This window comes from Neisseria sp. P0009.S010 (genome assembly GCF_051958545.1).
Classification (GTDB): Bacteria; Pseudomonadota; Gammaproteobacteria; order Burkholderiales; family Neisseriaceae; genus Neisseria; species Neisseria subflava_A.
The window spans coordinates 1-23,365 of record NZ_JBQCVH010000012.1 but is presented as its reverse complement, the minus strand read 5'-3'; the positions used below and the strand labels follow the sequence as shown (position 1 = coordinate 23,365).

17 protein-coding genes and 1 tRNA gene are annotated in these 23,365 nt (G+C 49.1%); 11 read left to right on the top strand and 7 right to left on the bottom strand.

The window, feature by feature from the left end; genetic code table 11:
• The first annotated feature begins 181 nt into the window (after window positions 1–181).
• Window positions 182–1,375: an amino acid aminotransferase gene (locus ACTHSN_RS10400; RefSeq protein ID WP_188211421.1), complete on the top strand. Its 1,194-nt coding sequence runs from the start codon at window positions 182–184 to the stop codon at window positions 1,373–1,375.
• A 91-nt stretch (window positions 1,376–1,466) separates the two neighbouring features.
• On the opposite strand, the gene ACTHSN_RS10395 is transcribed toward ACTHSN_RS10400, so the two are convergent.
• Window positions 1,467–1,542, bottom strand: a tRNA-Arg gene (locus ACTHSN_RS10395).
• Between the two features lie 285 nt (window positions 1,543–1,827).
• Between ACTHSN_RS10395 and ACTHSN_RS10390 the strand changes: the two genes are divergently transcribed.
• On the top strand, window positions 1,828–2,694 hold the full coding sequence (locus ACTHSN_RS10390; RefSeq protein WP_049323135.1) for a c-type cytochrome: 867 nt from the start codon (window positions 1,828–1,830) through the stop codon (window positions 2,692–2,694).
• Window positions 2,695–2,910: 216 nt separating this feature from the next.
• Entirely contained in the window at window positions 2,911–4,248 is a 1,338-nt protein-coding gene (glmM, locus tag ACTHSN_RS10385; protein WP_003747557.1) for a phosphoglucosamine mutase, read from the top strand.
• A gap of 77 nt (window positions 4,249–4,325) precedes the next feature.
• On the opposite strand, the gene lolA is transcribed toward glmM, so the two are convergent.
• A complete protein-coding gene (gene lolA, locus ACTHSN_RS10380; protein ID WP_036493771.1) occupies window positions 4,326–4,946 on the bottom strand; it encodes an outer membrane lipoprotein chaperone LolA in 621 nt (206 codons plus the stop codon).
• 289 nt (window positions 4,947–5,235) lie between these two features.
• On the opposite strand from lolA, the gene ACTHSN_RS10375 reads away from it, so the two are divergent.
• From ACTHSN_RS10375 to ACTHSN_RS10360, 4 genes are all read left to right on the top strand, one after another.
• The gene (locus ACTHSN_RS10375) at window positions 5,236–6,066 is read left to right on the top strand and encodes a ferritin-like domain-containing protein (protein ID WP_107792005.1); all 831 of its coding nucleotides are present in this window, start codon (window positions 5,236–5,238) and stop codon (window positions 6,064–6,066) included.
• Between the two features lie 15 nt (window positions 6,067–6,081).
• The gene (locus tag ACTHSN_RS10370) at window positions 6,082–7,026 is read left to right on the top strand and encodes a cation diffusion facilitator family transporter (RefSeq protein ID WP_107792004.1); all 945 of its coding nucleotides are present in this window, start codon (window positions 6,082–6,084) and stop codon (window positions 7,024–7,026) included.
• Window positions 7,027–7,095: 69 nt separating this feature from the next.
• Window positions 7,096–7,746: an HAD family hydrolase gene (locus tag ACTHSN_RS10365; protein WP_070813761.1), complete on the top strand. Its 651-nt coding sequence runs from the start codon at window positions 7,096–7,098 to the stop codon at window positions 7,744–7,746.
• A gap of 98 nt (window positions 7,747–7,844) precedes the next feature.
• Window positions 7,845–9,038, top strand: coding sequence for an amino acid aminotransferase (locus tag ACTHSN_RS10360; protein WP_070813762.1), 1,194 nt, complete (start codon window positions 7,845–7,847; stop codon window positions 9,036–9,038).
• Window positions 9,039–9,102: 64 nt separating this feature from the next.
• Here the strand turns inward: ACTHSN_RS10360 and ACTHSN_RS10355 are convergent, their stop codons facing one another.
• Window positions 9,103–9,516: a YqaA family protein gene (locus tag ACTHSN_RS10355; RefSeq protein WP_070646700.1), complete on the bottom strand. Its 414-nt coding sequence runs from the start codon at window positions 9,514–9,516 to the stop codon at window positions 9,103–9,105.
• 274 nt (window positions 9,517–9,790) lie between these two features.
• Between ACTHSN_RS10355 and ACTHSN_RS10350 the strand changes: the two genes are divergently transcribed.
• The 4 genes from ACTHSN_RS10350 to nth all read left to right on the top strand — a co-directional run bounded on the left by ACTHSN_RS10350 (window position 9,791) and on the right by nth (window position 14,057).
• Complete coding sequence (locus ACTHSN_RS10350) at window positions 9,791–11,014, top strand: sugar MFS transporter (RefSeq protein WP_440365302.1); 1,224 nt, start codon at window positions 9,791–9,793, stop codon at window positions 11,012–11,014.
• 92 nt (window positions 11,015–11,106) lie between these two features.
• Window positions 11,107–11,730 carry an alpha/beta fold hydrolase gene (locus tag ACTHSN_RS10345; RefSeq protein WP_285070994.1) on the top strand — a complete coding sequence of 208 codons (624 nt, stop codon included), beginning with the start codon at window positions 11,107–11,109 and terminating at the stop codon, window positions 11,728–11,730.
• Window positions 11,731–11,910: 180 nt separating this feature from the next.
• Window positions 11,911–13,290 carry a Na+/H+ antiporter NhaC gene (gene nhaC / locus ACTHSN_RS10340; RefSeq protein WP_070607613.1) on the top strand — a complete coding sequence of 460 codons (1,380 nt, stop codon included), beginning with the start codon at window positions 11,911–11,913 and terminating at the stop codon, window positions 13,288–13,290.
• A gap of 137 nt (window positions 13,291–13,427) precedes the next feature.
• Entirely contained in the window at window positions 13,428–14,057 is a 630-nt protein-coding gene (gene nth / locus ACTHSN_RS10335) for an endonuclease III (protein WP_049323145.1), read from the top strand.
• A 55-nt stretch (window positions 14,058–14,112) separates the two neighbouring features.
• Here nth and putA read toward each other — a convergent pair whose 3' ends face one another.
• From putA to ACTHSN_RS10315, 4 genes are all read right to left on the bottom strand, one after another.
• The gene (putA, locus tag ACTHSN_RS10330; RefSeq protein WP_107792002.1) at window positions 14,113–17,718 is read right to left on the bottom strand and encodes a bifunctional proline dehydrogenase/L-glutamate gamma-semialdehyde dehydrogenase PutA; all 3,606 of its coding nucleotides are present in this window, start codon (window positions 17,716–17,718) and stop codon (window positions 14,113–14,115) included.
• Between the two features lie 223 nt (window positions 17,719–17,941).
• The gene (putP, locus tag ACTHSN_RS10325) at window positions 17,942–19,468 is read right to left on the bottom strand and encodes a sodium/proline symporter PutP (protein ID WP_070460963.1); all 1,527 of its coding nucleotides are present in this window, start codon (window positions 19,466–19,468) and stop codon (window positions 17,942–17,944) included.
• 456 nt (window positions 19,469–19,924) lie between these two features.
• Window positions 19,925–20,719, bottom strand: coding sequence for a formate/nitrite transporter family protein (locus ACTHSN_RS10320; RefSeq protein WP_070460961.1), 795 nt, complete (start codon window positions 20,717–20,719; stop codon window positions 19,925–19,927).
• A gap of 251 nt (window positions 20,720–20,970) precedes the next feature.
• On the bottom strand, window positions 20,971–23,184 hold the full coding sequence (locus tag ACTHSN_RS10315) for a RelA/SpoT family protein (RefSeq protein WP_070460959.1): 2,214 nt from the start codon (window positions 23,182–23,184) through the stop codon (window positions 20,971–20,973).
• Window positions 23,185–23,365 lie beyond the last annotated feature (181 nt).

Genomic DNA, 23,365 nt, shown 5'->3' with positions numbered 1-23,365 from the left:
AACCAGATAATCCGATGAGATGCTAGTCTGTCTCACTCTCATGCAAAGGTAAGATCAACCATTTAATCCGCTTACCCAAAATAATCAGGCCGTCTGAATTTTTTCAGACGGCCTGATTTTGCAAATAAGGCTTTTTAGTGCCACAATCTTCCCCATTCTGTCTAAAAACAAAGGAAGCACCATGTACCGTCATGTCGAGTATTATCCGGGCGACCCGATTTTGAGTTTGGTTGAAACCTTCAAACGCGACGAGCGTCCTGAAAAAGTCAATTTGAGCATCGGCATTTATTTTGATGACGAAGGCAAAATGCCGGTTTTGGAATCTGTCCGCCGGGCAGAAGCAGAGCGTGCGGCCGTACCGCGCCCATCGCCTTATCTGCCGATGGAAGGTTTGGACACTTATCGAAGCGCGGTTCAGCGTTTGTTGTTTGGCAAGGATAATCCGGCATTGGCAGAAGGGCGCATTGCGACCGTACAGACTTTGGGCGGCTCGGGGGCGTTGAAAGTCGGTGCCGACTTTTTGCACCGTTGGTTCCCTGAAGCGAAAGCCTATGTCAGCGACCCGACTTGGGACAACCATAAAGGTATTTTTGAAGGCGCCGGTTTTGAAGTGGGGACGTATCCTTATTACAACCCTGAAACCGTCGGCGTGAAATTTGAAGAAATGACTGCGTTTTTCAAGACCTTGCCGGAAAACAGCGTCTTGATTTTGCACCCATGCTGTCAAAACCCGACCGGCGTCGATATGTCGCAAGCGCAATGGGATAAAGTGTTGGACATTATCAAAACGCACAAGCTGATTCCGTTTATGGACATTGCCTATCAAGGTTTCGGCGAGGATTTGGACAGCGATGCCTATGCAATCCGTAAAGCCGTCGAAATGGGCCTGCCTTTGTTTGTCAGCAATTCTTTTTCGAAAAACCTGTCGCTGTACGGCGAGCGTGTCGGCGGTTTGAGCGCAGTGTGTCCCAATAAGGAAGAAGCAGAGCTGGTGTTCGGACAGTTGAAATTTACCGTCCGCCGTATTTATTCCAGCCCTGCCGCGCATGGTGCATATATCGCTTCTGATGTGATGAACAGCGAGGAGCTGCGCGCTTTGTGGGAAAACGAAGTTTACGCCATGCGCGACCGCATCCGTGCCATGCGTCAGAAACTTTATGATGTTTTGACGGCCAAAATCCCCAATCGTGATTTCAGCTATTTCATCAAACAGCGCGGTATGTTCAGCTATACAGGCTTGACCGTAGAGCAGGTACACCGCCTGCGTGACGAGTTTGCCGTTTACCTGCTGGATTCGGGCAGGATGTGTGTAGCCGGTTTGAATGCATCGAATATCGATTATGTGGCCGAAGCATTTGCCAAAGTGTTGCAATAGCCGTTTAATCTGAAATTGAATGTAGTTTTATTTGAAGTAAATCAAAAGGCCGTCTGAAAAATTTTCATCTTTCAGACGGCCTCTTTATAATTGGCGCACCCAACAGGGATCGAACCTGTGACCTCCAGCTTCGGAAACTGACACTCTTCCAACTGAGCTATGGGTGCGAGAGCCGTAAGGTTAACGCATATTGGCGCCGTTGGCAAAGTTTATCTTGAAAGTGTCAGAAAGTGGCATTGGCGGTCACGCTTTTGCATGGGTGGAATATTCAAATAACTACAAAGGTTTACAAGAATCAGACGGCCTTTTTGAGGATTTTTGCGTATCTTTTTCTCAAGATGGATTGGAAAGCCTTTGCGAATTCAGTATAATCCAGCAAAATATTGTTAACTGCGTTTAACACATAAACTATAACTTACAGCACAACCTAACCTAACGGCGAGGCCTACCAAATGAAACAACTCCGCGACCACAAAGCCCAAGGCTCTGCATTGTTCACCCTTGTGAGCGGTATCGTTATTGTCATTGCAGTGATTTACTTCCTGATCAAACTGGCGGGAAGCGGTTCATTCGGCGATGTTGCCGAAACAACCGAAGCTGCGACTCAAACCCGTATCCAGCCAGTCGGCCAACTGAAATTGGGCGACGGTATTCCAGTCGGCGAGCGTCAAGGCGATCAGATTTTCAACAAAATCTGTATTCAATGTCACGCGGCGGACAGCATCGTTCCCAAAGCGCCTAAATTTGAAAACAAAGGCGATTGGGCGCCTCGCATTGCCCAAGGTTTCGATACCTTGTTCCAACACGCTCTGAACGGTTTCAATGCAATGCCTGCCAAAGGCGGTGCGGCTGATTTGACCGACCAAGAATTGAAACGCGTGATTACTTATATGGCCAACAAAGCTGGCGGTACTTTCCCTGATCCTGATGCCGCAGCTCCTGCCGATGCAGCCGCTTCCGGCGAAGCTGCTTCAGCTCCGGCGGCTGAAGGTGCAGCTCCTGCAGAAGCCCCTAAAGCAGATGCGGCCAAAGCAGATGATAAAGGTGCGGCAGCTCCAGCAGCCGGCGGCGCAGACGGCAAAAAAGTTTACGAAGCCAACTGCCAAGCATGTCACGGCGGTGCAGTTCCAGGTGTTCCTCATGTAGGTAAAAAAGAAGACTGGGCTCCTCGTATCAAACAAGGTAAAGACACCCTGCACAAACACGCACTCGAAGGCTTTAACGCAATGCCTGCCAAAGGCGGTAACGGTAGCCTGAGCGATGATGAAGTGAAAGCTGCAGTTGATTACATGGCTAATCAGTCTGGTGCTAAATTCTAAGATTTGATTTCGAATCTCGAATAGGAAGCGCATTCTGCAAAAGGATGCGCTTTTTTCGTGCAGGAAATCCGGATCTTGCTATAATACTGAAGTAGTAAATTATTCTCATGATCAAGGGTCGTCTGAAAGATTCAGACAGCCTTCGAATACAATCAAGATTCTTTTAAAGAAGTTCAACCATATTCACATACGACAAAACAATCACGGAGTTATCTCATGGCAAAAAAATATTTCGGTACTGATGGTGTGCGTGGCGAAGTCGGTCAATTCCCTATTAATCCTGATTTTGTCCTGAAATTAGGCTATGCGGCAGGTCAGGTTTTGGTGCAGCATGAAGGCGAAATCAAACCGACCGTCTTGATCGGTAAAGACACGCGTATTTCAGGCTATATGCTGGAAGCCGCGCTGATTGCCGGTTTTACCGCCGCCGGTGTTAATGTTATTCAAACCGGCCCTTTGCCGACTCCGGGCGTGGCGTATTTGACCCGTGCTTTGCGTTTGTCTGCAGGTGTGATGATTTCTGCTTCCCACAATGTTTATTCCGATAACGGCATTAAATTCTTTGCCGAAGGCGGTGTGAAGCTGAGCGATGAAATCGAGTTGGAAATCGAAGCCAAAATCGATGAGGAAATGAAAACCCAGCCGTCCAGCCGTCTTGGCCGTGCGCGCCGGATTAATGGTGCGGATGACCGCTATATCGAGTTCTGTAAATCCACTTTCCCAAGTCATTTGGACTTGCGCGGTCTGAAATTGGTGGTCGATACCGCCAATGGTGCAGGCTATGCGGTTGCGCCTAAAGTATTCCATGAATTGGGTGCGCAAGTGGTCAGTATCGGTAATGAGCCAAACGGCTACAACATCAATGAAAAATGCGGTGCGACCCATCCGAAAGCTTTGCAAGCCGCTGTGTTGCAAAATGAAGCCGATTACGGCATTGCCTTGGACGGCGATGGCGACCGTTTGATGATGGTTGACCGCAATGGCAAAGTGTATGACGGCGACAGCTTGATTTATGTGATTGCCAAAGCACGCGCACATGAAGGCGTGGAAATCGGCGGCGTTGTGGGTACGGTAATGACCAATATGGCGATGGAAGTTGCTTTGAAAGAGCAGGGCGTTGATTTCTGCCGCGCCAAAGTAGGCGACCGCTATGTGTTGGAACAGCTCCACCAACGCGGTTGGCTGATTGGCGGCGAAGCCAGCGGTCATATTTTGTGCATGGACAAACACAATACCGGCGACGGCATCATTTCCGCGCTACAAGTTTTGGCCGCATTGCAAACCTTGAATCAAGACCTTGCCACCGTTTGCGCCGATTGGCAGCCGTATCCGCAAACCATGATCAACGTCCGCATCAAAAAAGGCCAAAACTGGCAGGACGCTTCCAAAGAGGCTTTGGCCGAAGTGGAAAAAGAACTCGAAGGCAAAGGCCGCGTGGTCTTGCGTGCATCCGGTACCGAGCCTGTTGTGCGCGTGATGGTGGAAGCCAAGCAGGCAGACTGGGCGAAAAAAGGCGCAGAAAAAATTGCCGCGGCCATTCAAGGTCAAAAGTAACAGTGTGTTTGATTTTGAATTGAACTAAATAAAAGGCCGTCTGTTGTTCAGACGGCCTTTGTGTTTCAGTTGAAAGCTTAGTTGCTCAAGACATCAACGCCTTTAGGAGGTGTGAATTTGAACATACCGCTGGAAAGGTTAGGCTTGGTGTTCAAACCGCTGAAGCTGATGCTGGTTTGGTTGCCGAAGCTGTCTTTCAGCTGCATGGCGGCGAGGTTGTCGCCTTTGAAGCCGATGCGGATGTATTGGTAGCCGGCGTTGTTTTTCTTAGGCGTAGCCAAAACGTAGTCGATACCGTTAGCAGAACCGTCTTCTTTTAGCGTGTAGCTGCTGTCCAATGCCGTTTTGTTGGAGAGGATGGCGGCAGGGCTGTCGCCGATGGTTTGGTCTTGTGAGGACTTGGTTACTTGCGCCAAATCTACGTCATAGAGCCAAATGGTTTTGCCGTCGCCAACGATGGTTTGTTTATAGGGTTTGGTGTATTCCCATTTGAACAAGCCAGGGCGCAGGATTTTGAATGTACCGTATGTAGTTTGGGTTTTCTTTTTGCTGTGAACGGTTTGGCTGAAGTTGCCACTGATACCGTCGGCGTCATTATTGAATTTTTTCAGGGCGTCCACTGCGCCGGCTTGTGCAAAGCCGATGGCTGAAGAAAGCAGCGCGGCAGCGGTCAGGGTGAACAGTCGGGTAGTTTTCATGTTTTGGTTCCTTGTTCGGAGAGATGGGTTCAGTATAGACGTTATGGTGTAACAGGCAAGGGGCTGAATGGCGGGTTTAATTTGTGTAAATATGAAGAATCCAATCAAGTGACTGAAATAATTTCATTTCTTCAGACGGCCTGTATTTGGTTTTGACGTTTTTTTAATGAAACGCATAAGGGCTTGGTGTGGTATTTAATGTCATTTTACGGAAAGCTTGAAATTATAGTCTTTCTGTTTGCTTTTTAAAACGGTTATAATATTTATCTTTTGAAAACAATGGTTTTGTATGTATCTGAATCCTTATCCTTTATTGGAACAGGCTTTGCTGTCGGACAATCCGGGTGAAAAGGGAAGATTGACGCAGGCCTTGTTTGCGCAGTTGGGCGAGGCGGAAGGTTTGACGGCTGAAGCGTCGAAACCCGTGGATTGCCGTTTTGCCGGTCATCCATCCCGTCCGCGTTTGGTTGCGCCTTCGGAGGTTACGCCGCGCAAGATGAATACGGTCGAAGGCTATGCGGCCATGCTGCATGCGATTGCGCACATTGAATTTAATGCGATTAATCTGGCTTTGGATGCGGCGTATCGTTTTCGCAATATGCCGTTTCAGTTTGTACGCGATTGGGTAAGGGTGGCGAAAGAAGAAGTGTTTCACTTCGGCTTAATGCGTGGCCGTCTGAACAGCTTGGGCTACGATTACGGCGATTTTGAAGCGCACGGGCATTTGTGGGATATGGCATATAAAACTGCTTACGATCCTTTGTTGCGCATGGCTTTGGTGCCGCGGGTGTTGGAAGCGCGCGGTTTGGATGTCACGCCGGGTATTCGTGCAAAAGTGGCACAGCGTGGCGATGTGGAAACCTGCGATGTGCTGGATATTATTTATCGCGATGAAGTGGGGCATGTCGCCATCGGCAATCATTGGTATCAGCATCTTTGCCGTGAGCGCGGTTTGGAACCGGTCGCCCTGTTCCGCAGTCTGATTGCGCGTTACGATATGTTTATATTCCGAGGCTACGTTAATATCGAAGCACGGGAACGTGCAGGATTCAGCCGTTTCGAGCTGGATATGTTGGAAGATTTTGAGAAAAGTTTGAAACAGGATAAAAAGGCCGTCTGAAACGGTAAAATCATCATGGCACATCATCACGATCATTCGCACGCGCACACGCATACCGCCAATAAGCAGGTATTGCGCATTTCATTTTTCGTCGTTGCCGGATTTATGCTGGTTGAAGCGGTCGGCGGCTGGCTGACCAACTCTTTGGCCCTGCTTTCTGATGCGGGGCATATGTTCAGCGATGCGTTTTCGCTGGGCGTGGCATTGTGGGCATTCAAACTTGGCGAGAAACAGACCACGCTGCAAAAGACATTCGGTTACAAGCGTTTTGAAATTTTGACGGCGATGTTTAACGGATTGTCGCTGGTGTTGATTGCGGCGATGATTTTTTATGAAGCAGTCAAACGATTATTTTATCCGCCGGAAATTTTGACGGGCGGCATGTTGGTGGTCAGTATCATCGGATTGCTGGTCAACATCGGCGTCGCCGTTTATATGTTGAAGAATAGTGATACCGAAGAAAACGTCAATATGCGCGGCGCGTATCTGCATGTAATCAGCGATTTGTTCGGCTCGATAGGGGCGATTGTCGCAGCGGTACTGATGATGGCGTATGGCTGGCAATGGGCGGATACGGTTGCTAGCGTATTGGTGGCGGCTTTGGTAGGGCGCAGCGGCTGGAAGCTGTTTAAACAGACTTTGCACATTTTGATGGAAGGAGCGCCGGAAAACATCCATACCGATGAGTTGCTCAGCGTTATCCGCAATACGGAAGGCGTAAAATCCGTTCACGACTTGCATGTTTGGACGATTACCAGCAATATCCACGTTTTGTCCTGCCATATTGTCGTAGATGGCAACATGACGGTTGCAGAGTCCGAACAAATCGCCTACCGCATCGGACATGAATTGGCGCATCACAACATCGGGCATTGTACGATTCAGATTGAAAGCGAACAGCATCCGCATAAAGATGAAGTTTTGTGTTCGCAGGAAGTTCACGAACACCATCACCATTAACCATATTCAGGCCGTCTGAAACTTGTTGGATTGTTCAGACGGCCTTCTAAAATCATCAAAGGAACACTTATGACCCAAGCCGTATTATTCGACCTTGACGGCACGCTTGCCGATACCGCACTTGATTTGGGTGGCGCGCTCAACACGGTATTGCGCCGACACGGTTTGCCTGAAAAAAGCATGGATGAAATCCGTCCGCAGGCCAGCCACGGTGCGAGCGGTTTGCTCAAACTTGGTGCAGGCATTACGCCCGACCATCCGGACTATATGCAATGGCGCAAAGAGTTTTTGGAAGAATACAGCCGCTGCTATGCCGATCAAACCATCTTGTTCGACGGCGTAAACGAAATGCTAGAAGCCTTAGTTCAACGCGGTATCCAATGGGGCGTTATCACTAACAAGCCCATGCGCTTTACCGATGTCCTCGTGCCTAAGCTCGGGTTTACCGTGCCTCCTGCCGTCATTGTCAGCGGCGATACTTGCGATGAACCTAAGCCCAGCGTGAAGCCCATGTTTTATGCGTGCGAACAGATGGGTGTCGAAGCGCGGCGATGTTTTTATGTCGGCGATGCCGAGCGCGATATGCAGGCAGGCAAGAATGCCGGGATGACAACCGTGCTTGCCGATTGGGGCTATATTTCTGCCGAAGACCAAACCGAAAACTGGCTTGCCGATTTCCGTATTGCCACGCCTTTGGATTTGTTGGCAATCTTGCGTTAAAACCCTGTAATAATCCGTTTTCAGACGGCCCGAAACGGCGTAAAATTACATAAATTTGTATTTTTTCAACCGTTTTACTACTTGTAAAGAGAAAAATCATGTTCTTCAAGCATATCGAAGCTGCTCCTGCTGATCCGATTTTAGGTTTGGGCGAAGCGTTTAAAGCCGAAACCCGTCCCGAAAAAGTCAATCTCGGCATCGGCGTGTACAAAGACGCATCCGGCGCGACACCTATTGTCAAAGCCGTCAAAGAGGCTGAAAAACGCCTGTTGGAAAGCGAGACAACTAAAAACTACCTCACCATCGACGGCGTTGCCGATTACAACGAGCAAACCCAAATTCTGCTGTTTGGCAAAGACCACGAAATCATCGCCAGCCGTCGCGCCAAAACAGCGCAAAGCCTTGGCGGTACAGGCGCATTGCGTATTGCGGCCGAATTTGCCAAACGCCAGTTGAACGCGCAAACCATCTGGATTTCCAATCCGACTTGGCCAAACCACAACGCCATCGCCAAAGCAGTCGGTATCCAAGACAAACCTTATCGTTATTACGATGCCGCCAAACACGGTTTGGATTGGGACGGCATGATTGAAGACTTGAGCCAAGCGCAAAAAGGCGACATCGTCCTGCTGCACGGCTGCTGCCACAACCCTACCGGCATCGACCCTACGCCCGAACAATGGGAAACTTTGGCAAAACTTTCTGCCGAAAAAGGCTGGTTGCCGCTGTTTGACTTTGCTTACCAAGGCTTTGGCAACGGTTTGGAAGAAGATGCCTACGGCTTGCGCGTATTCTTGAAATACAATAAAGAATTGCTGATTGCCAGCTCTTATTCCAAAAACTTCGGCATGTACAACGAACGCGTCGGCGCGTTCACTTTGGTGGCTGAAGATGAAGCAACAGCAGCCCGCGCCCACAGCCAAGTCAAAACCATCATCCGTACCTTGTATTCCAACCCGGCTTCACACGGTGCGAACACCATTGCGCTGGTGTTGAAAAATGATGATTTGAAAGCACAATGGATTGCCGAACTCGATGAAATGCGCGGCCGCATCAAAGCCATGCGCCAAAAATTTGTCGAGTTGCTCAAAGCCAAAGGTGCAACCCAAGATTTTGATTTCATTATCGAACAAAACGGCATGTTCTCTTTCAGCGGCCTGACTCCAGAACAAGTTGACCGTTTGAAAAACGAGTTTGCCATTTATGCCGTCCGCTCCGGTCGCATCAACGTTGCCGGCATTACTGATGACAACATCGATTATTTGTGCGAGAGCATTGTGAAAGTGTTGTAATTGTCGAATTAAAGGCAAAGGCCGTCTGAATCGTTCAGACGGCCTTTATTTTTGACTTGTCAGCTTATCCGGCAACTGCGTTTATTCCCCAATAAATCATGGCATAGCGCAGCAGTTTACCTGCAATCAGAATAATGGCGCAATGCAGGGCATTGAGCCTGAGCCAGCCTGCGGCGAGGGGGAGGGCATCACCGATAATCGGCAGCCATGCAAATAATAGCGGCCAAATTCCCCATCGTTTTATACGCGCCAATACTTTTTCAGACGGCCTTTTTTTATTTGGAAACATCCTGCCCATGTAATACGAAACCATACTGCCCAAGCCATTCGCCAACCCGGCACACAAACATGCGCCGAGGGCGTGTTGCGGATATTGGTACACAAATGCGGCGTATGCCGCCTCGGATGTACCCGGAAGTAGTGTGGCAGAAGTAAAGGCAGAGGCAATTAGGCCAAGGTAAGCGTAAAGAAGAGGCATATTTTGAGTTATATCAAGGAGTATTGTAAAAAAGAAATAACAGGCTTAATAGGAGGATTATGCCTTTATTTTTTAATATATTAAAAGATAAATCCAATATTATTGAATTTTTTAAAATTAAACGGTTGAAGGATAATGTAGTCGGCCGTTAGAAAATAGTTTTCAAAGTGACGGATTATCAGTATGATACGGGCGGCTGTTAATGGGTGTTAATTTTAATGAACTGATTTAAGCTCATTTTTCCAGCAAATCTTAACAAAACGAAAGGCAAATCATGTCTGCGCATTCACAACAAAATCATACTCCTGCGCTGGTTGTCCTAACCACACTCTTTTTCATGATGGGTTTCATTACCTGCATGAACGATATTTTGATTCCGCATTTGAAAGATATTTTCGACCTGACTTATGTTCAGGCGATGCTGATTCAATTCTGTTTCTTTACCGCTTATGCGATTATGTCGATTCCGATGGGCTATTTGGTCGGCAAAATCGGCTATAAAAACGGCGTGATTAGCGGCTTCGTATTGACCGCCATCGGCTGTCTGCTCTTCTATCCTGCCGCCGGCAGTCATTCTTATGCAACTTTTTTGGGTGCATTGTTTATTTTGGCTTCAGGTGTAACACTGTTGCAAGTAGCGGGTAACCCTTATGTGACTTTGCTGTCCAAACCGGGTAAAGAATCTGCAACACTGACTTTGGTTCAGGCATTTAACTCTTTGGGTACGACCATTGCTCCGCAAATCGGCGCATTCCTGATTTTGGCTGATGCAACACAAACTGTCAGCAAAGCCGAGCAAATTTCTTCCGTTCAAATTCCGTATTTAGGGTTGGCCGGTTTGCTGATTATTTTGGCTGTGTTTGTCAAAATGATTCGTTTGCCTGATGCGCGTAAAATTGCCGAAGAAGAGAGCGAACATAACCATGATGGCAAACACAGTGTTTGGCAATACCGTCATTTGGTTTTGGGTGCGGCCGGTATTTTCTGTTATGTTGGTGCAGAAGTATCTATCGGTTCTTTGTTGGTCAACGTGTTGGGTTACCTGAAAGGTTTGGACCACGCATCTGCTGCAAAATATCTGTCGTTCTACTGGGGCGGCGCGATGGTTGGTCGCTTCTTAGGCTCTGCCATCATGGCGAAAATTGCGCCTAACCGCTATTTGGCATTCAATGCTACCGCTGCTGTTGTCCTGTTGGGCGTTGCTATGTTGGCAGGTAAAGCCAGTGCAGATGTTGCGATGTGGGCATTGTTGGCCATCGGCTTCTTCAATTCCATCATGTTCCCAACGATTTTCTCTTTGGCAACCAAAGGCCTGGGCCGATTCACCAGCAGCGCTTCCGGCGTATTGTGTACTGCGATTGTCGGCGGTGCGGTTGTTCCTGTGGTACAAGGTTGGGCAGCGGATACTTACGGCCTGATGATTTCTTTCGTTGTATCAGCGATTTGTTATGTCTATATCGTCTTCTTTGCTATAAAAGGCTACAAAGCTGACGAATAATTCATCATGATAAAAGGCCGTCTGAAACCTTATGGGATTTCAGACGGCCTTTTTACTTTGTGGCATAATGATTTAAATGACAGGAGGAAAAAATGGCCAAAATCATTTTGCTGCATGGCTTGCACATGCATTCGTGGGTCATGAGACCGCTGGCGTATTTGCTGGAACAAGAAGGTTTTGAAGTTGCGCTGTTCGATTATTACAGTGTTTTGCATTCGATGAACCGACATATTAAAGATTTGGCGCGATGGATTGATGAGAACCATGCTGATGAAACACTGCACTTTGTCGGCCATAGTTTGGGTGGGTTGGTCTTACGCAATTTTGCGGCTGCATATCCGAATAAAGTCAGCGGCCGTATCGTTACCATGGGTACGCCGCATCAAGGCAGCCGTGCCGCGCAGCGTGTGTTCAATATGGGTTTGCAAAAGCCGGTATTGGGCGGCTCGTATAAAGGCGCATTGGACGGTGGTATACCTGAATTACCAAAGGGTGTTGAGTTGGGCAGTATTGCCGGCAATAAACCGTATGGACTGGGTCGTGTTTTAGGTTTGCATGGCGAACATGATGGTACGGTTTTGGTCAGCGAAACGCATTGTCCGAATATGCGCGATCATGTTGTTTTGCCTGTCAGCCATAGCGGTATGCTGTTTAACCGTAAAACGGTCGAGCAGGTGGTGGCATTTTTGCATGATGGACGTTTTAAAAAGCAATAAAATTCCATTTATTTCTATTTAAAAATATTTAATTTTAATAATTTTATATATTTTAAAGAAAGTGTCGCAGTTTTACTGAAGCTGTTTTTATAAAATAACAGGCAGGCCGTCTGAAAATCGGGTTTCAGACGGCCTGTTATGCTAAAATCTGTTAAGTACTTATTAAAAAGGCAAAGAACAATGTTTGCTTTCAAATCCTTACTCAATATGCCGCGCTTTGAGGCCATCGCTGTGGCCTTGGCTTTGGTGGCGGCAATGGGTTACACGATTATTTCGCTTGAATGGCTGCCGCATATGTCGATTGTGACGGCGATTGTGGTCTTGCTGTTGTACGGTTTGATGCGCGGCTTGAAATATCAAGATATGCAAAACGGCATGATAGGTGCGGTCGGGCAGGGCATGGGCGCAATTTATCTGTTCTTCTTTATCGGCCTGATGGTCAGCGCGCTGATGATGAGCGGTGCGATTCCAACGCTGATGTATTACGGTTTCGGATTGATTTCGCCGACTTATTTTTACTTTTCAGCGTTTGCGCTTTGCTCGATCATCGGTATTTCCATCGGCAGTAGTTTGACGACTTGTGCGACTGTCGGCGTGGCATTTATGGGTATGGCGGCTGCGTTTCATGCCGATATGGCGATGACGGCAGGAGCGATTGTGTCGGGTGCGTTTTTTGGCGATAAAATGTCGCCGCTTTCGGATACGACCGGTATTTCCGCTTCGATTGTCGGCATTGATTTGTTCGAACACATCAAAAACATGATGTACACCACTGTGCCTGCGTGGTTGATCAGTGCGGCTTTGATGTTGTGGCTCTTGCCCAATGTTGCCGCGCATGACATGAATAGTGTTGAAGCTTTCCGCGCGCAATTGGAAGCAACCGGTTTGGTCCATGCTTACTCACTGATTCCGTTTGCCTTGCTGGTTGTCCTCGCCCTGATGCGCGTCAATGCTATTGTGGCCATGTTGTTTACCGTTGTGGTGGCGCTGATTGTCACTTACTTCCACAGTACGCCTGATTTGAAACAGCTGGGCGCGTGGTTTTATGGCGGATACAAACTTGAAGGCGAAGCATTTAAAGACATTGCCCGTTTGATTTCTCGCGGCGGCTTGGAAAGCATGTTCTTCACGCAAACCATCGTGATACTCGGCATGAGCTTGGGCGGCCTGTTGTTTAGCATCGGTGTGATTCCGTCTTTATTGGAGGCTATTCGTGCGTTCCTGACCAATGCCGGACGCGCTACTTTCAGCGTGGCTATGACATCGGTCGGCGTCAACTTCCTGATTGGCGAACAATATTTAAGTATCCTGCTTTCCGGCGAAACCTTTAAGCCGGTATATGACAAACTCGGCCTGCATTCGCGCAACCTTGCCCGTACGCTGGAAGATGCTGGTACGGTCATCAACCCGTTGGTGCCTTGGAGCGTCTGCGGCGTATTCATCAGCCATGCCTTGGGTGTGCCTGTTTGGGAATACCTGCCTTATGCCTTCTTCTGCTACTTGAGTTTGGCTCTGACGCTGGTGTTTGGCTGGACAGGGCTGACTTTGAGTAAGAAGTAAACAGCATTTAAAATTGAAATGCTTTTATAAAACAAGGCCGTCTGAAAACAATTTCATACGGCCTTGTTTTACTTAAAGTAGCCGTATCAGCATGATTTCACTATAATTGCTGCGCCAATAAAAAAATAATCCAAACAATGAACAAACAAATCCGCCAAGAAATTTTCGAGCGTTTCCGCGCTGCCAATCCTCATCCGACTACCGAGTTGAATTTCAGCTCGCCGTTTGAGCTGCTTATCGCCGTTTTATTGTCTGCGCAGGCGACTGATGTCGGCGTGAACAAAGCGACTGCCAAACTCTTTCCCGTTGCCAATACTCCGCAAGCCATGTTGGATTTGGGGTTGGACGGCGTGATGGAATACACCAAAACCATAGGCCTCTATAAAACCAAATCCAAACACATCATGCAGACTTGCCGTATTTTGCTGGAGAAATACAACGGAGAAGTACCTGCCGACCGCGAGGCTTTGGAATCTTTGCCCGGTGTTGGCCGTAAAACAGCCAATGTGGTGTTGAATACTGCATTCGGGCAACCTGTTATGGCGGTCGATACCCATATTTTCCGTGTGGCCAACCGCACCAAAATCGCGCCGGGCAAGGATGTGCGTGAAGTTGAAGACAAGCTGATGCGCTTTATTCCCAAAGAATTTTTGATGGATGCTCATCATTGGTTGATTTTGCACGGCCGCTATACGTGCAAGGCTTTGAAACCTCAATGTAGCAAATGCCTGATTAACGATTTGTGCGAATATCCGGCAAAAATGTAAATAAAAACATAAAAAAGGCCGTCTGAATTTCAGACGGCCTTTGATTTGGCTACGATTAGTCGGCAACTGCCATCAGGCTGGCATTACCACCGGCAGCGGTAGTATTGATACTGCAAGAGATTTCTTCAAATACTTGCAGGATATCCAGACCTTGTTCGGAAGGCAGAATGCGGATGAGCGCACCGTCGCGGCCGGCCAACTCTTGTTTGCGCTCGCTGCTCAAAGGCTCGATAGCGGCAACATGGCTGATGCCTGTGTTTTCAGGTTTGCTGTTGACTTGTAACAAACCGTCCAAATCGGCTGAGTAGGAAGCCAATGGGCTGTTAGGCTCAACAACGGTTTGGATGCCTGCGGCTGCCAGCTCGGTCAGGGCAGAGAAGGCTTGCAGCAGATTGCCGCCATGTACCCAAATACGTTTTGGAGAGCGCCAGCTCAATGAGTTGCGTTCGCCGGTCGGGCCGACCAATACGGTTTCGGCTTTGCGCAGGGTACGGACGCGTGCGTGACCCAAAGCTGCGGCTGCAGCTTTTTTCTCTTCTGAGTTAAACGGCAGTTTGTGAACCAGGGTTTCCAAACGTTTGAGTGCGTCTTCGTCTGCTTGGCCGATTCGGCTGAGGGTTGGGGCAACCCATTCAGGAGTACGAACCAGGCGTTGCAGATAGAATGAACCGCCTGCTTTTGGACCGGTACCGGACAAGCCGTGACCGCCGAAAGGTTGTACGCCGACAACAGCACCAACGATGTTGCGGTTAACGTAGATGTTACCGGCTTCGATGCGGTCGCGGATATGGTCGACAGTACCTTCGATACGGCTGTGTACACCGCTGGTCAGAGCATAGCCTTTGGCGTTGATTTGGTCGATGAGTTGATCCAATTCGCTGGCGCGGTAGCGGACAACGTGCAATACAGGACCGAACACTTCGCGTTGCAACTCGTTCAGGTTGTTCAATTCAAACAGGATTGGACGAACGAAAGTAGAGTTGTTGTCATCAACGTCGGCGGCAGTTTTGATTTCGTGGTAAGCCTTCGCTACGCCTTTCATTCGGTTGATGTGGGCCAACAGGTTTTGTTGGGCTTCAGCATCGATGACAGGGCCAATATCTGTGGTCAGTTGGGTCGGTTTGCCGACAACCAATTCGTCCATTGCGCCTTTGATGATGTTGACCATTTTATCGGCAACATCTTCTTGAACGCACAAGATACGCAGAGCGGAACAACGTTGGCCTGCGCTGTCGAAGGCAGAGTTCAATACGTCGAGGCAGACTTGTTCCGGCAGGGCGGTAGAGTCCACAATCATCGCGTTTTGACCACCGGTCTCGGCAATCAGGACAGGGCTGTCGTCGCGTTTGGACAGGGCTTTGTTGATCAGGCGCGCTACTTCGGTAGAACCGGTGAAGATCACACCGCCGATGCGGGCATCGCCGGTCAGGGCAGAGCCGACATCGCCTGCGCCGAGTACGAGTTGCAGCGCAGAAGTCGGAATACCGGCTTGATGCATCAGGGAAACTGCGTAAGTAGCAATCAGGCTGGTTTGTTCGGCAGGTTTGGCGATAACGGTGTTACCGGCTGCCAATGCAGAAACCACTTCGCCGGTAAAGATGGCCAATGGGAAGTTCCATGGGCTGATGGCAACGATTGCGCCGACAGCTTTGGCATCTTTAGGCAAGGTGTTTTCAGCTTCGTTGGCATAGTAGCGACAGAAGTCAACGGCTTCTCGTACTTCGGCAACGGCGTTGTTTAAGGTTTTACCGGCTTCGCGGACGGCCAGCATCATCAATGCAGGCGTGTGTTGTTCCAAGAGGTCGGCAAAACGGCGCAGGCAGTCGGCGCGTTCTGAAGCAGGTTTGGCGCTCCACTCCGGCAAGGCGGCAACGGCTGCACCAATAGCTTCTTGAGCCAATGCCGCATCGGCAAAGCTGACAGTGCCGACAACATCGTTGTGGTCTGCAGGGTTGCGGACGGGTTGCGCTTTGCCCACGTTACGCGCTTCGCCATTGACGATAGAAGCAGCGTGGAAGTCTTCGGAAGAAGCTTGGTTGAGTTTTTCTTGCAGGTTTTGCAATACGTTTTCGTTGCTGAAATCGACGCCTTGGGAGTTCAGACGGCCTTTGCCATACAAATCGCGCGGCAGAGGCAATGCCGGATGCAGATGGATGCCTTGTTCGGCGATGGTGTCGAACGGGCTCTTAATCAGGCGGTCGATGCTGATGTTTTCGTCAACGATTTGGTTCACGAAAGAAGAGTTCGCACCGTTTTCCAACAGGCGGCGTACCAAGTAGGCGAGCAGGGTTTCGTGTGTGCCGACCGGGGCATACACGCGTACGCGGCGACCTAAGTTTTGCGGGCCGACCACTTGGTCGTACAGGGTTTCGCCCATGCCGTGCAGACATTGGTGTTCGAAGTCTTTGCCTTTACCCATTTGGTAGATTGCGCCCAAGGTGTAGGCGTTGTGGGTGGCAAATTGTGGGAACACGGCATCTTGCGCATCCAAGAGTTTGCGTGCGCAGGCGAGGTAGGAGATGTCGGTGTGGACTTTACGGGTGTAAGTCGGATAGCCTTCCATGCCGTCTACTTGAGCCCATTTCACTTCGCTGTCCCAGTATGCGCCTTTCACCAAACGGATCATCAGTTTTTGGTTGTTGCGGCGGGCCAGGTCGATCAGATAGTCGATAACAAACGGGCAACGTTTTTGGTAGGCCTGAACAACGAAACCGATACCTTTGTAGCCTGCCAAGTCAGGATCGGAAACCAACGCTTCCATCAAGTCCAAAGACAATTCGAGACGGTTGGCTTCTTCGGCGTCGATGTTGATACCGATATCGTATTTTTTACCCAAAAGGAACAATTCTTTCAGGCGTGGCAGCAGTTCGTTCATCACGCGTTCGTGTTGGGCGCGTGAGTAGCGTGGGTGGATGGCGGAAAGTTTGACGGAGATACCGTTGCCTTCGTAAACGCCTTGGCCAGCGGCATCTTTACCGATGGCGTGAATGGCTTGAACGTAGTCGTTGTAGTAGCGGTTGGCATCTTCTTCGGTGTATGCGGCTTCACCCAACATATCGAAAGAGAAGCGGTAACCCATTTTCTCGCGCTCTTTACCGTTTTGCAGCGCTTCTTCAATGGTTTGACCGGTGACGAACTGTTTGCCCAGCAGGCGCATGGCGTAGTTAACGCCTTGACGGATCAGAGGGGCGCCGCCTTTGCTGATCAGACGGCTCAATGCGGAACTCATCTGTTTGTCGTTTGTCGCGGTCAGTTTGCCGGTAATCAGCAGACCCCATGCGGCCGCGTTAACGAAGAGGGAAGGGCTGTTGTTCAAGTGGCTTTTCCAGTTGCCTTCAGAGATTTTGTCGGCAATCAGGCGGTCACGGGTGGCATTGTCCGGAATGCGCAGCAGGGCTTCAGCCAGACACATCAGTGCAACACCTTCTTCACTGGAGAGGGAGAACTCGTGCATCAAGGCATCTACACCGCTGGCTTTGGTACGGCTGGCACGGACTTGGGTAACCAAACGACGGGCAAGCTCGGAGGCGGCATTGCGTTCTTCGTCGGTCATCTGTGCACGTTGCAACATATCCTGAACGGCCTCGATTTCATCGCGGCGGTAGGCATCAGTTACAGCTTGACGCAGAGGAGTTTGTGTTGGAAAAGCGAAGTTAAACATTATTTATGTTCTCCAAAGGTTTTTTCATGGTTTCAGACGGCCTGAATTAAGACTGCTAAAACAAGCATTCTGAAGGATAGTAATATCGTAATAAAATTATGATGCGGATACAAGATGCATCCGCATAAATTGCTGTTTTTTCTGATAAGGCTCAGATTATTTTGAAACAGTTTATTTCATAAAGACGGCCTGCACGGAATCATGCAGGCCGTCTGAAAACGTCTTATTTAGAGGCGCGGTATTCTGCGTCTGCTTTTTCGAAACGTTCTTGCAATTCGCGTGAAGGTTTTTTGTCGATCAGAGAGACCAAAACAATTACGAGGGTACAAGCGATGAAGCCGGGAACGATTTCATAGACGGTAGAGAAGCCTGTTTCTTGTGCGGCCAAAGCAGGTTTTTTGATCCACTCAGCCCAAACAACCACAGTCAGCGCGCCTGCAATCATGCCGGAGAGTGCGCCGTAGGCAGTAATGCGTTTCCACAAAACAGACAGGATAACAACCGGACCGAATGCGGCACCAAAGCCGGCCCATGCATAAGCTACCAAGCCTAATACTTTACTGTTAGGGTCAGAAGCAATCAGGATAGAAATCACGGCAATCGCCAATACCATCAGACGGCCAATCCATACCAATTCAGCTTGTTGTGCCTTTTTACGCAGGAAGCCTTTGTAGAAGTCTTCGGTAATCGCGCTGGAGCAAACCAACAATTGGCAAGACAGGGTAGACATTACGGCGGCGAGAATCGCGCTCAAGATGATACCGGCAATCCAAGGGTTGAAGAGCAGGGTAGCCAAAGCGATGAAGATACGTTCGTGGTTGCCGTTCATTTCTTCAACGTGTGCAGGGTTGGCGCCGAAGTAAGCGATACCGAAGTAGCCGACAGCCACAGCACCGGCCATACACAGAATCATCCAAGTCATACCGATACGGCGTGCAGAAACCAGAGATTTAGCGCTTTCAGCAGCCATAAAGCGAGCCAAAATGTGTGGTTGGCCGAAATAGCCCAAGCCCCAAGCGGCGGTAGAGATAATGCCGATGAAAGTAGTACCGGCAAACAGGCTGCCGTATTCTTTACCGGTAGAAGCGGCAACTTGTTGGATGGCCGCGTTCATTTGATCTGCACCACCCAAACCCAAATACACCATTATAGGAGTCAGTACCAATGCAAAAATCATCAAAGAAGCTTGCAGGGTATCGGTCCAACTTACGGCCAAGAAACCGCCCAAGAAAGTGTAGGCGATGGTTGCGCCGGCACCCAGCCACATGGCTTGAGTGTAAGACAGATCGTGGAACAGGCTTTGGAACAGGGTAGCACCGGCTACGATGCCTGAAGCACAGTAAATAGTGAAGAAGAACAAGATAATCAGTGCAGAAACCACTTTCATCAAGTGACCGCCGGCACCAAAGCGGTGGAAGAAGTAATCAGGGAGCGTCAGCGCGTTGTTGGCGTATTCGGTATGTACGCGCAGACGGCCTGCGACCAAAAGCCAGTTGAGGTATGCACCCACAATCAGACCAATGGCAATCCAAGCTTCATTCAAACCGCTCAGGTAAATGGCACCGGGCAAACCCATCAAAAGCCAACCTGACATATCGGAAGCACCGGCAGACATCGCAGTAACGAACGGACCCAAGCTACGGCCGCCGAGGATGTAGTCGTCGAAGTTTCGTGTTGAAAAATAGGCGGCGAGGCCGATCAGTAATACGGCGATCAGATAAATCGCGAAAGTGATATACATGGGATTCATGTATTTATTCCTCATCTAACTTATAAATACGGGTTTTGAAATTGCAAACAATTCGTACCCAAACTTTTTTCTAATAAAAATACAGCTTAAAAATCCTGTTTTTCACGAGAGAGTCAGGATAAATTATTTTCAAATACAATAGGATATGTAACCAATCCATATTAAATTGTAAATAATTAAATTCAGAATACAGTAAATTTTTTGTTTTGCAAAGCACGGAACACGGGCTTTATGAAAAATCGTAGCGCTTTTGAGGGGAAGTTATTTGAAAACAAAAGATTGCAAAAATTATCTTAAATTGGAGAAAAGGAAAGACAATGAAACTATCTTTCCTATAAATGAAACGTTATGCAGAGAAAAAGCGTAATTATGCGACACGAAAGGAGCTGTTCAGACGGCCTGATAACGGCACTACCCCGTATTTCTGATGAATACGGGGTAGTGAGTCAGTTTAAACTAAATAGAAAAATCTTCTTTTAACAAATGTTTATAAGCGAAGAGATAGAAAGCGGCAACAAAAGACGATCCGCCGAGGACATTGCCTAAGAAGACGGGAATCATATTGTAGAAAAATTGACCCCAGCTGACATTTGCGCCTGCCCAAATACCGGCCGGAATGATGAACATATTGGCGACAAAGTGTTGGAAACCGATTAACACGAAGATCATGACCGGAAACCAAGTTGCCAAAATGCGGCCTGAAGTATGACGTGAGCCGAAATAGAACCAAATACCCATGCACACCATCCAGTTACATGCGATAGCGGAAACGAAGGCACGGCCAAAGTCCATATTAACTTTGGCTTCGGCAATGGCAATGGTTTTAGCCGCAGCCGCTCCCTCTGCCAAGCCGACATAGTGGCCGAGGAAATAGGCCATGGCAACAGCGCCTGCCAGATTGCCCAAGCTGACAATGAGCCAGTTGCGTACCAGTTTGTAGGTGCTGACGCGGCCGGTTAATCTGCCCAAAGCCATAATCATCATATTGCCTGTTGCCAGCTCACCGCCGCCGATTAAGATGCAAATCAGCGCAATCGGGAACACAGACGCACCCAAAAGGGCGGCCAGGCCGTTCCATTCGGCCGGAATGCCACTGATGACGCGCAGGCAGGCAAGATAGCCGAAGCCGACATAGCCGCCGCCTAAAAAACTCAAAATCACCAACATTTTGATGCTGAACTCAGACTTGGCGCAGCTCTTGCCGATGGCTTCCTGCAAAATCTCGTGAGGGTACAAATCTCGTGTATTCATGAGGCTCTCTTAAATTGGAAATATCTTGTTTATCATGAGGATAATAAGTTTGCCTGAGAATGATGCCGGTAGGAAATAACAACTGGTTGTAAGAATAGAAGAGGGGGTTATATATTGAGGTGACTAAGGCTGCGGCTGACTTTTTAAGAAAGATAAGTTGAAGCGTTGAGATATTGGTGTGTTAAAAACTTAAAAGGCCGTCTGAAAAAGTTGCTTTCAGACGGCCTTTAGATTTGCTTGGTGCGTTAGAACTACAAGCGCGTTACGCTTAAAACGCCTTTGATGTCGCCTAAGCTGGCTAATACGCGCGGCAGGTCATTGACTTGGCGGACTTCAAGGGTAAAGCGCATACTGGCTTCCAAATCACGCGATTGGGTTTGCACTGCGGTAACGTTGAGTTTATGACGCGCCAGCGCATCCGAAACATCGCGAAGCAAACCGGAGCGGTCTTGGGCGCGGATTTCAACATCGACGGCAAACACTTGTCCTTCTTGCAAGGCTGCCCAGCTTGCGTTCAACACTTTTTCCGGAGCCTGTTCGGCAAGGTGGCGGAAAGAAGGGCAGGTATTGCGGTGGACGGAAATACCGCGGTCGCGGGTAACAAAGCCCACAATATCGTCAGGAGGTGCCGGTTTGCAGCATTTGGCAAGTGTGGTCATTAAGCCGTCTTCGCCGTCAATCAAAATGCCGTTTTTGCCGCCTTTTTTGATTTTGGACTGCTTGACGATATTGGTTTCATCAATCGGCACAGGAGGCGGCTCATTCAGCGCACCGCAGGCTTTGTGGATGGCGCGGTTGGAAACTTCGCCCTGACCGATGGCCGTATAGAGTTCATCGGTTTTTTTGAAGCCGAGTTTTTCCGCCAATGCTTGCAGATTGGGTTTGGGGAAGATTTTTGACAACTGTTTGTCCAGCTGGGCGCGGCCTTCTTCGCGCACGGTATCCGCATTTTGCTGGCGGATATAGGCACGGATTTTGCTGATGGCGCGGTTGGATTTGACCCAGCCTTCGTAGAGCCAGTTGACGGAAGGATTTCCTTCTTTGGCGGTAATGATTTCAACGCGTTGGCCGTTTTCCAATGGTGTGGACAGCGGCACGATTTGTCCTTCGACTTTTGCGCCGCGGCAACGGTCGCCTACGCTGCTGTGCAGGGCATAGGCAAAGTCGATGGGGGTGGCGCCCGTAGGCAGGGAGAGGACTTTGCCGTGCGGGGTCAAAACATAAATCGTATCGTTGAACAGCTCGGTTTTAAAGGCGGCGGCAAGGTCTTCTTTGCCGCTTTCAGCCATGTTTTCGCGCCAGTCTAGGAGTTGGCGCAACCAAGCGATTTTTTGTTCGTAGGCGGAATCGCCTTTGCCGCCTTCTTTATAACGCCAGTGGGCGGCAACACCGAATTCATTGAATTGGTGCATGTCGAAGGTGCGGATTTGGACTTCCACACCTTTGTCTTCCGGGCCGACGATAACGGTGTGCAAACTTTTATAGCCGTTGCCTTTCGGGTTGGCGATATAGTCGTCAAACTCGCCCGGAATCGGCTGCCAGAGGCTGTGGACAATACCCAGCGTGGTGTAACACTCGGGAATGGTGTCCACCAAAATCCGCACAGCGCGGATGTCGAACAGGCCGTCGAAAGTGAGCTTTTTCTTCACCATTTTTTTGTAAATGGAGTAGATGTGCTTCGGTCTTCCGGCAACTTCAAAATGAATATTGTATTTTTTCAGTTCCGTACGCAGGATATTGAGGAAGTTTTCGATGTATTCGAGGCGCTCGGTGCGCTTTTCGTCCAAAAGCAGGGCGATTTCGCGGTATTTTTCCGGCTCTTGATGGCGGAAGCCCAAATCTTCGAGCTGCCATTTGAGTTGCCACACGCCCAAGCGGTTGGCGAGCGGGGCAAAAATGTCGAGGGTTTCTTTGGCAACGGCGCGCTTTTCAGGGTTGTCAGGAACGTTGCTTAAAAATTGCAGGGTGCGCGTACGCATGGCCAGTTTGATCAGGACGACGCGGATGTCGGTAACCATCGCCAACAGCATTTTACGCATGGTTTCGGCTTGTTGGGCGCGCTCTTCCGGCGTGGCAAGGCTGTCTACGCGGGCGAATTGGGTCAGTTTCTGTACTTCGTCCACGCCTTTGACCAGCTCGCAAACGGTACTGTTGCAGCGTTCGGTAACCAATTCGCGCCAAGTGGGAACGTATTTGCCGATGTCGGACAAAATCGTAGCGGCCACGGCATCGGGCAATAAGTCGAGTTCGCTGACGATTTGCATCGAGCCGAGAAAATGTTCCATTAAAGGCTCGCCGTAAGTCGTTAGGGCATCGGCAGGATAATGTTCTTTAGACAGGTCAAAGGCCGTCTGAATTAGGTTTTTATCGGGATCAGGCAGCGCGGCAACATAGCCGTCGAACCATGCGAGGAGGCCTTCCAGCGTTGCACTCGATGTTTGGGGCGTTTGGCGAATAGTGGTCATGGCGTGCGTTTTTTTCTTTTTGATAAAAACGTTGCCATTGTAACAGTTTCTTGCCGACAGCCCTAGATTTGTATGCGAATGCGGCACTATGTTTCAGGAAGCCTTGTTTCAGACGGCCTGGGCTACCCAACTTGCAATAACATATAAACATCAAAATAAAACAAACAATTAGCGTGTAAAT

Excerpts from the sequence above, each read along its gene's own strand:
- ACTHSN_RS10350 (WP_440365302.1), top strand. The coding sequence starts at position 9,791 with ATGTCTGCGCATTCACAACAAAATCATACTCCTGCGCTGGTTGTCCTA.
- nth (WP_049323145.1), top strand. The coding sequence starts at position 13,428 with ATGAACAAACAAATCCGCCAAGAAATTTTCGAGCGTTTCCGCGCTGCC.
- putP (WP_070460963.1), bottom strand. The coding sequence starts at position 19,468 with ATGAATCCCATGTATATCACTTTCGCGATTTATCTGATCGCCGTATTA.
- ACTHSN_RS10315 (WP_070460959.1), bottom strand. The coding sequence starts at position 23,184 with ATGACCACTATTCGCCAAACGCCCCAAACATCGAGTGCAACGCTGGAA.
- lolA (WP_036493771.1), bottom strand. The coding sequence starts at position 4,946 with ATGAAAACTACCCGACTGTTCACCCTGACCGCTGCCGCGCTGCTTTCT.
- ACTHSN_RS10390 (WP_049323135.1), top strand. The coding sequence starts at position 1,828 with ATGAAACAACTCCGCGACCACAAAGCCCAAGGCTCTGCATTGTTCACC.
- ACTHSN_RS10320 (WP_070460961.1), bottom strand. The coding sequence starts at position 20,719 with ATGAATACACGAGATTTGTACCCTCACGAGATTTTGCAGGAAGCCATC.
- ACTHSN_RS10370 (WP_107792004.1), top strand. The coding sequence starts at position 6,082 with ATGGCACATCATCACGATCATTCGCACGCGCACACGCATACCGCCAAT.
- ACTHSN_RS10345 (WP_285070994.1), top strand. The coding sequence starts at position 11,107 with ATGGCCAAAATCATTTTGCTGCATGGCTTGCACATGCATTCGTGGGTC.
- ACTHSN_RS10355 (WP_070646700.1), bottom strand. The coding sequence starts at position 9,516 with ATGCCTCTTCTTTACGCTTACCTTGGCCTAATTGCCTCTGCCTTTACT.
- ACTHSN_RS10375 (WP_107792005.1), top strand. The coding sequence starts at position 5,236 with ATGTATCTGAATCCTTATCCTTTATTGGAACAGGCTTTGCTGTCGGAC.
- putA (WP_107792002.1), bottom strand. The coding sequence starts at position 17,718 with ATGTTTAACTTCGCTTTTCCAACACAAACTCCTCTGCGTCAAGCTGTA.
- nhaC (WP_070607613.1), top strand. The coding sequence starts at position 11,911 with ATGTTTGCTTTCAAATCCTTACTCAATATGCCGCGCTTTGAGGCCATC.
- ACTHSN_RS10400 (WP_188211421.1), top strand. The coding sequence starts at position 182 with ATGTACCGTCATGTCGAGTATTATCCGGGCGACCCGATTTTGAGTTTG.
- ACTHSN_RS10360 (WP_070813762.1), top strand. The coding sequence starts at position 7,845 with ATGTTCTTCAAGCATATCGAAGCTGCTCCTGCTGATCCGATTTTAGGT.
- glmM (WP_003747557.1), top strand. The coding sequence starts at position 2,911 with ATGGCAAAAAAATATTTCGGTACTGATGGTGTGCGTGGCGAAGTCGGT.
- ACTHSN_RS10365 (WP_070813761.1), top strand. The coding sequence starts at position 7,096 with ATGACCCAAGCCGTATTATTCGACCTTGACGGCACGCTTGCCGATACC.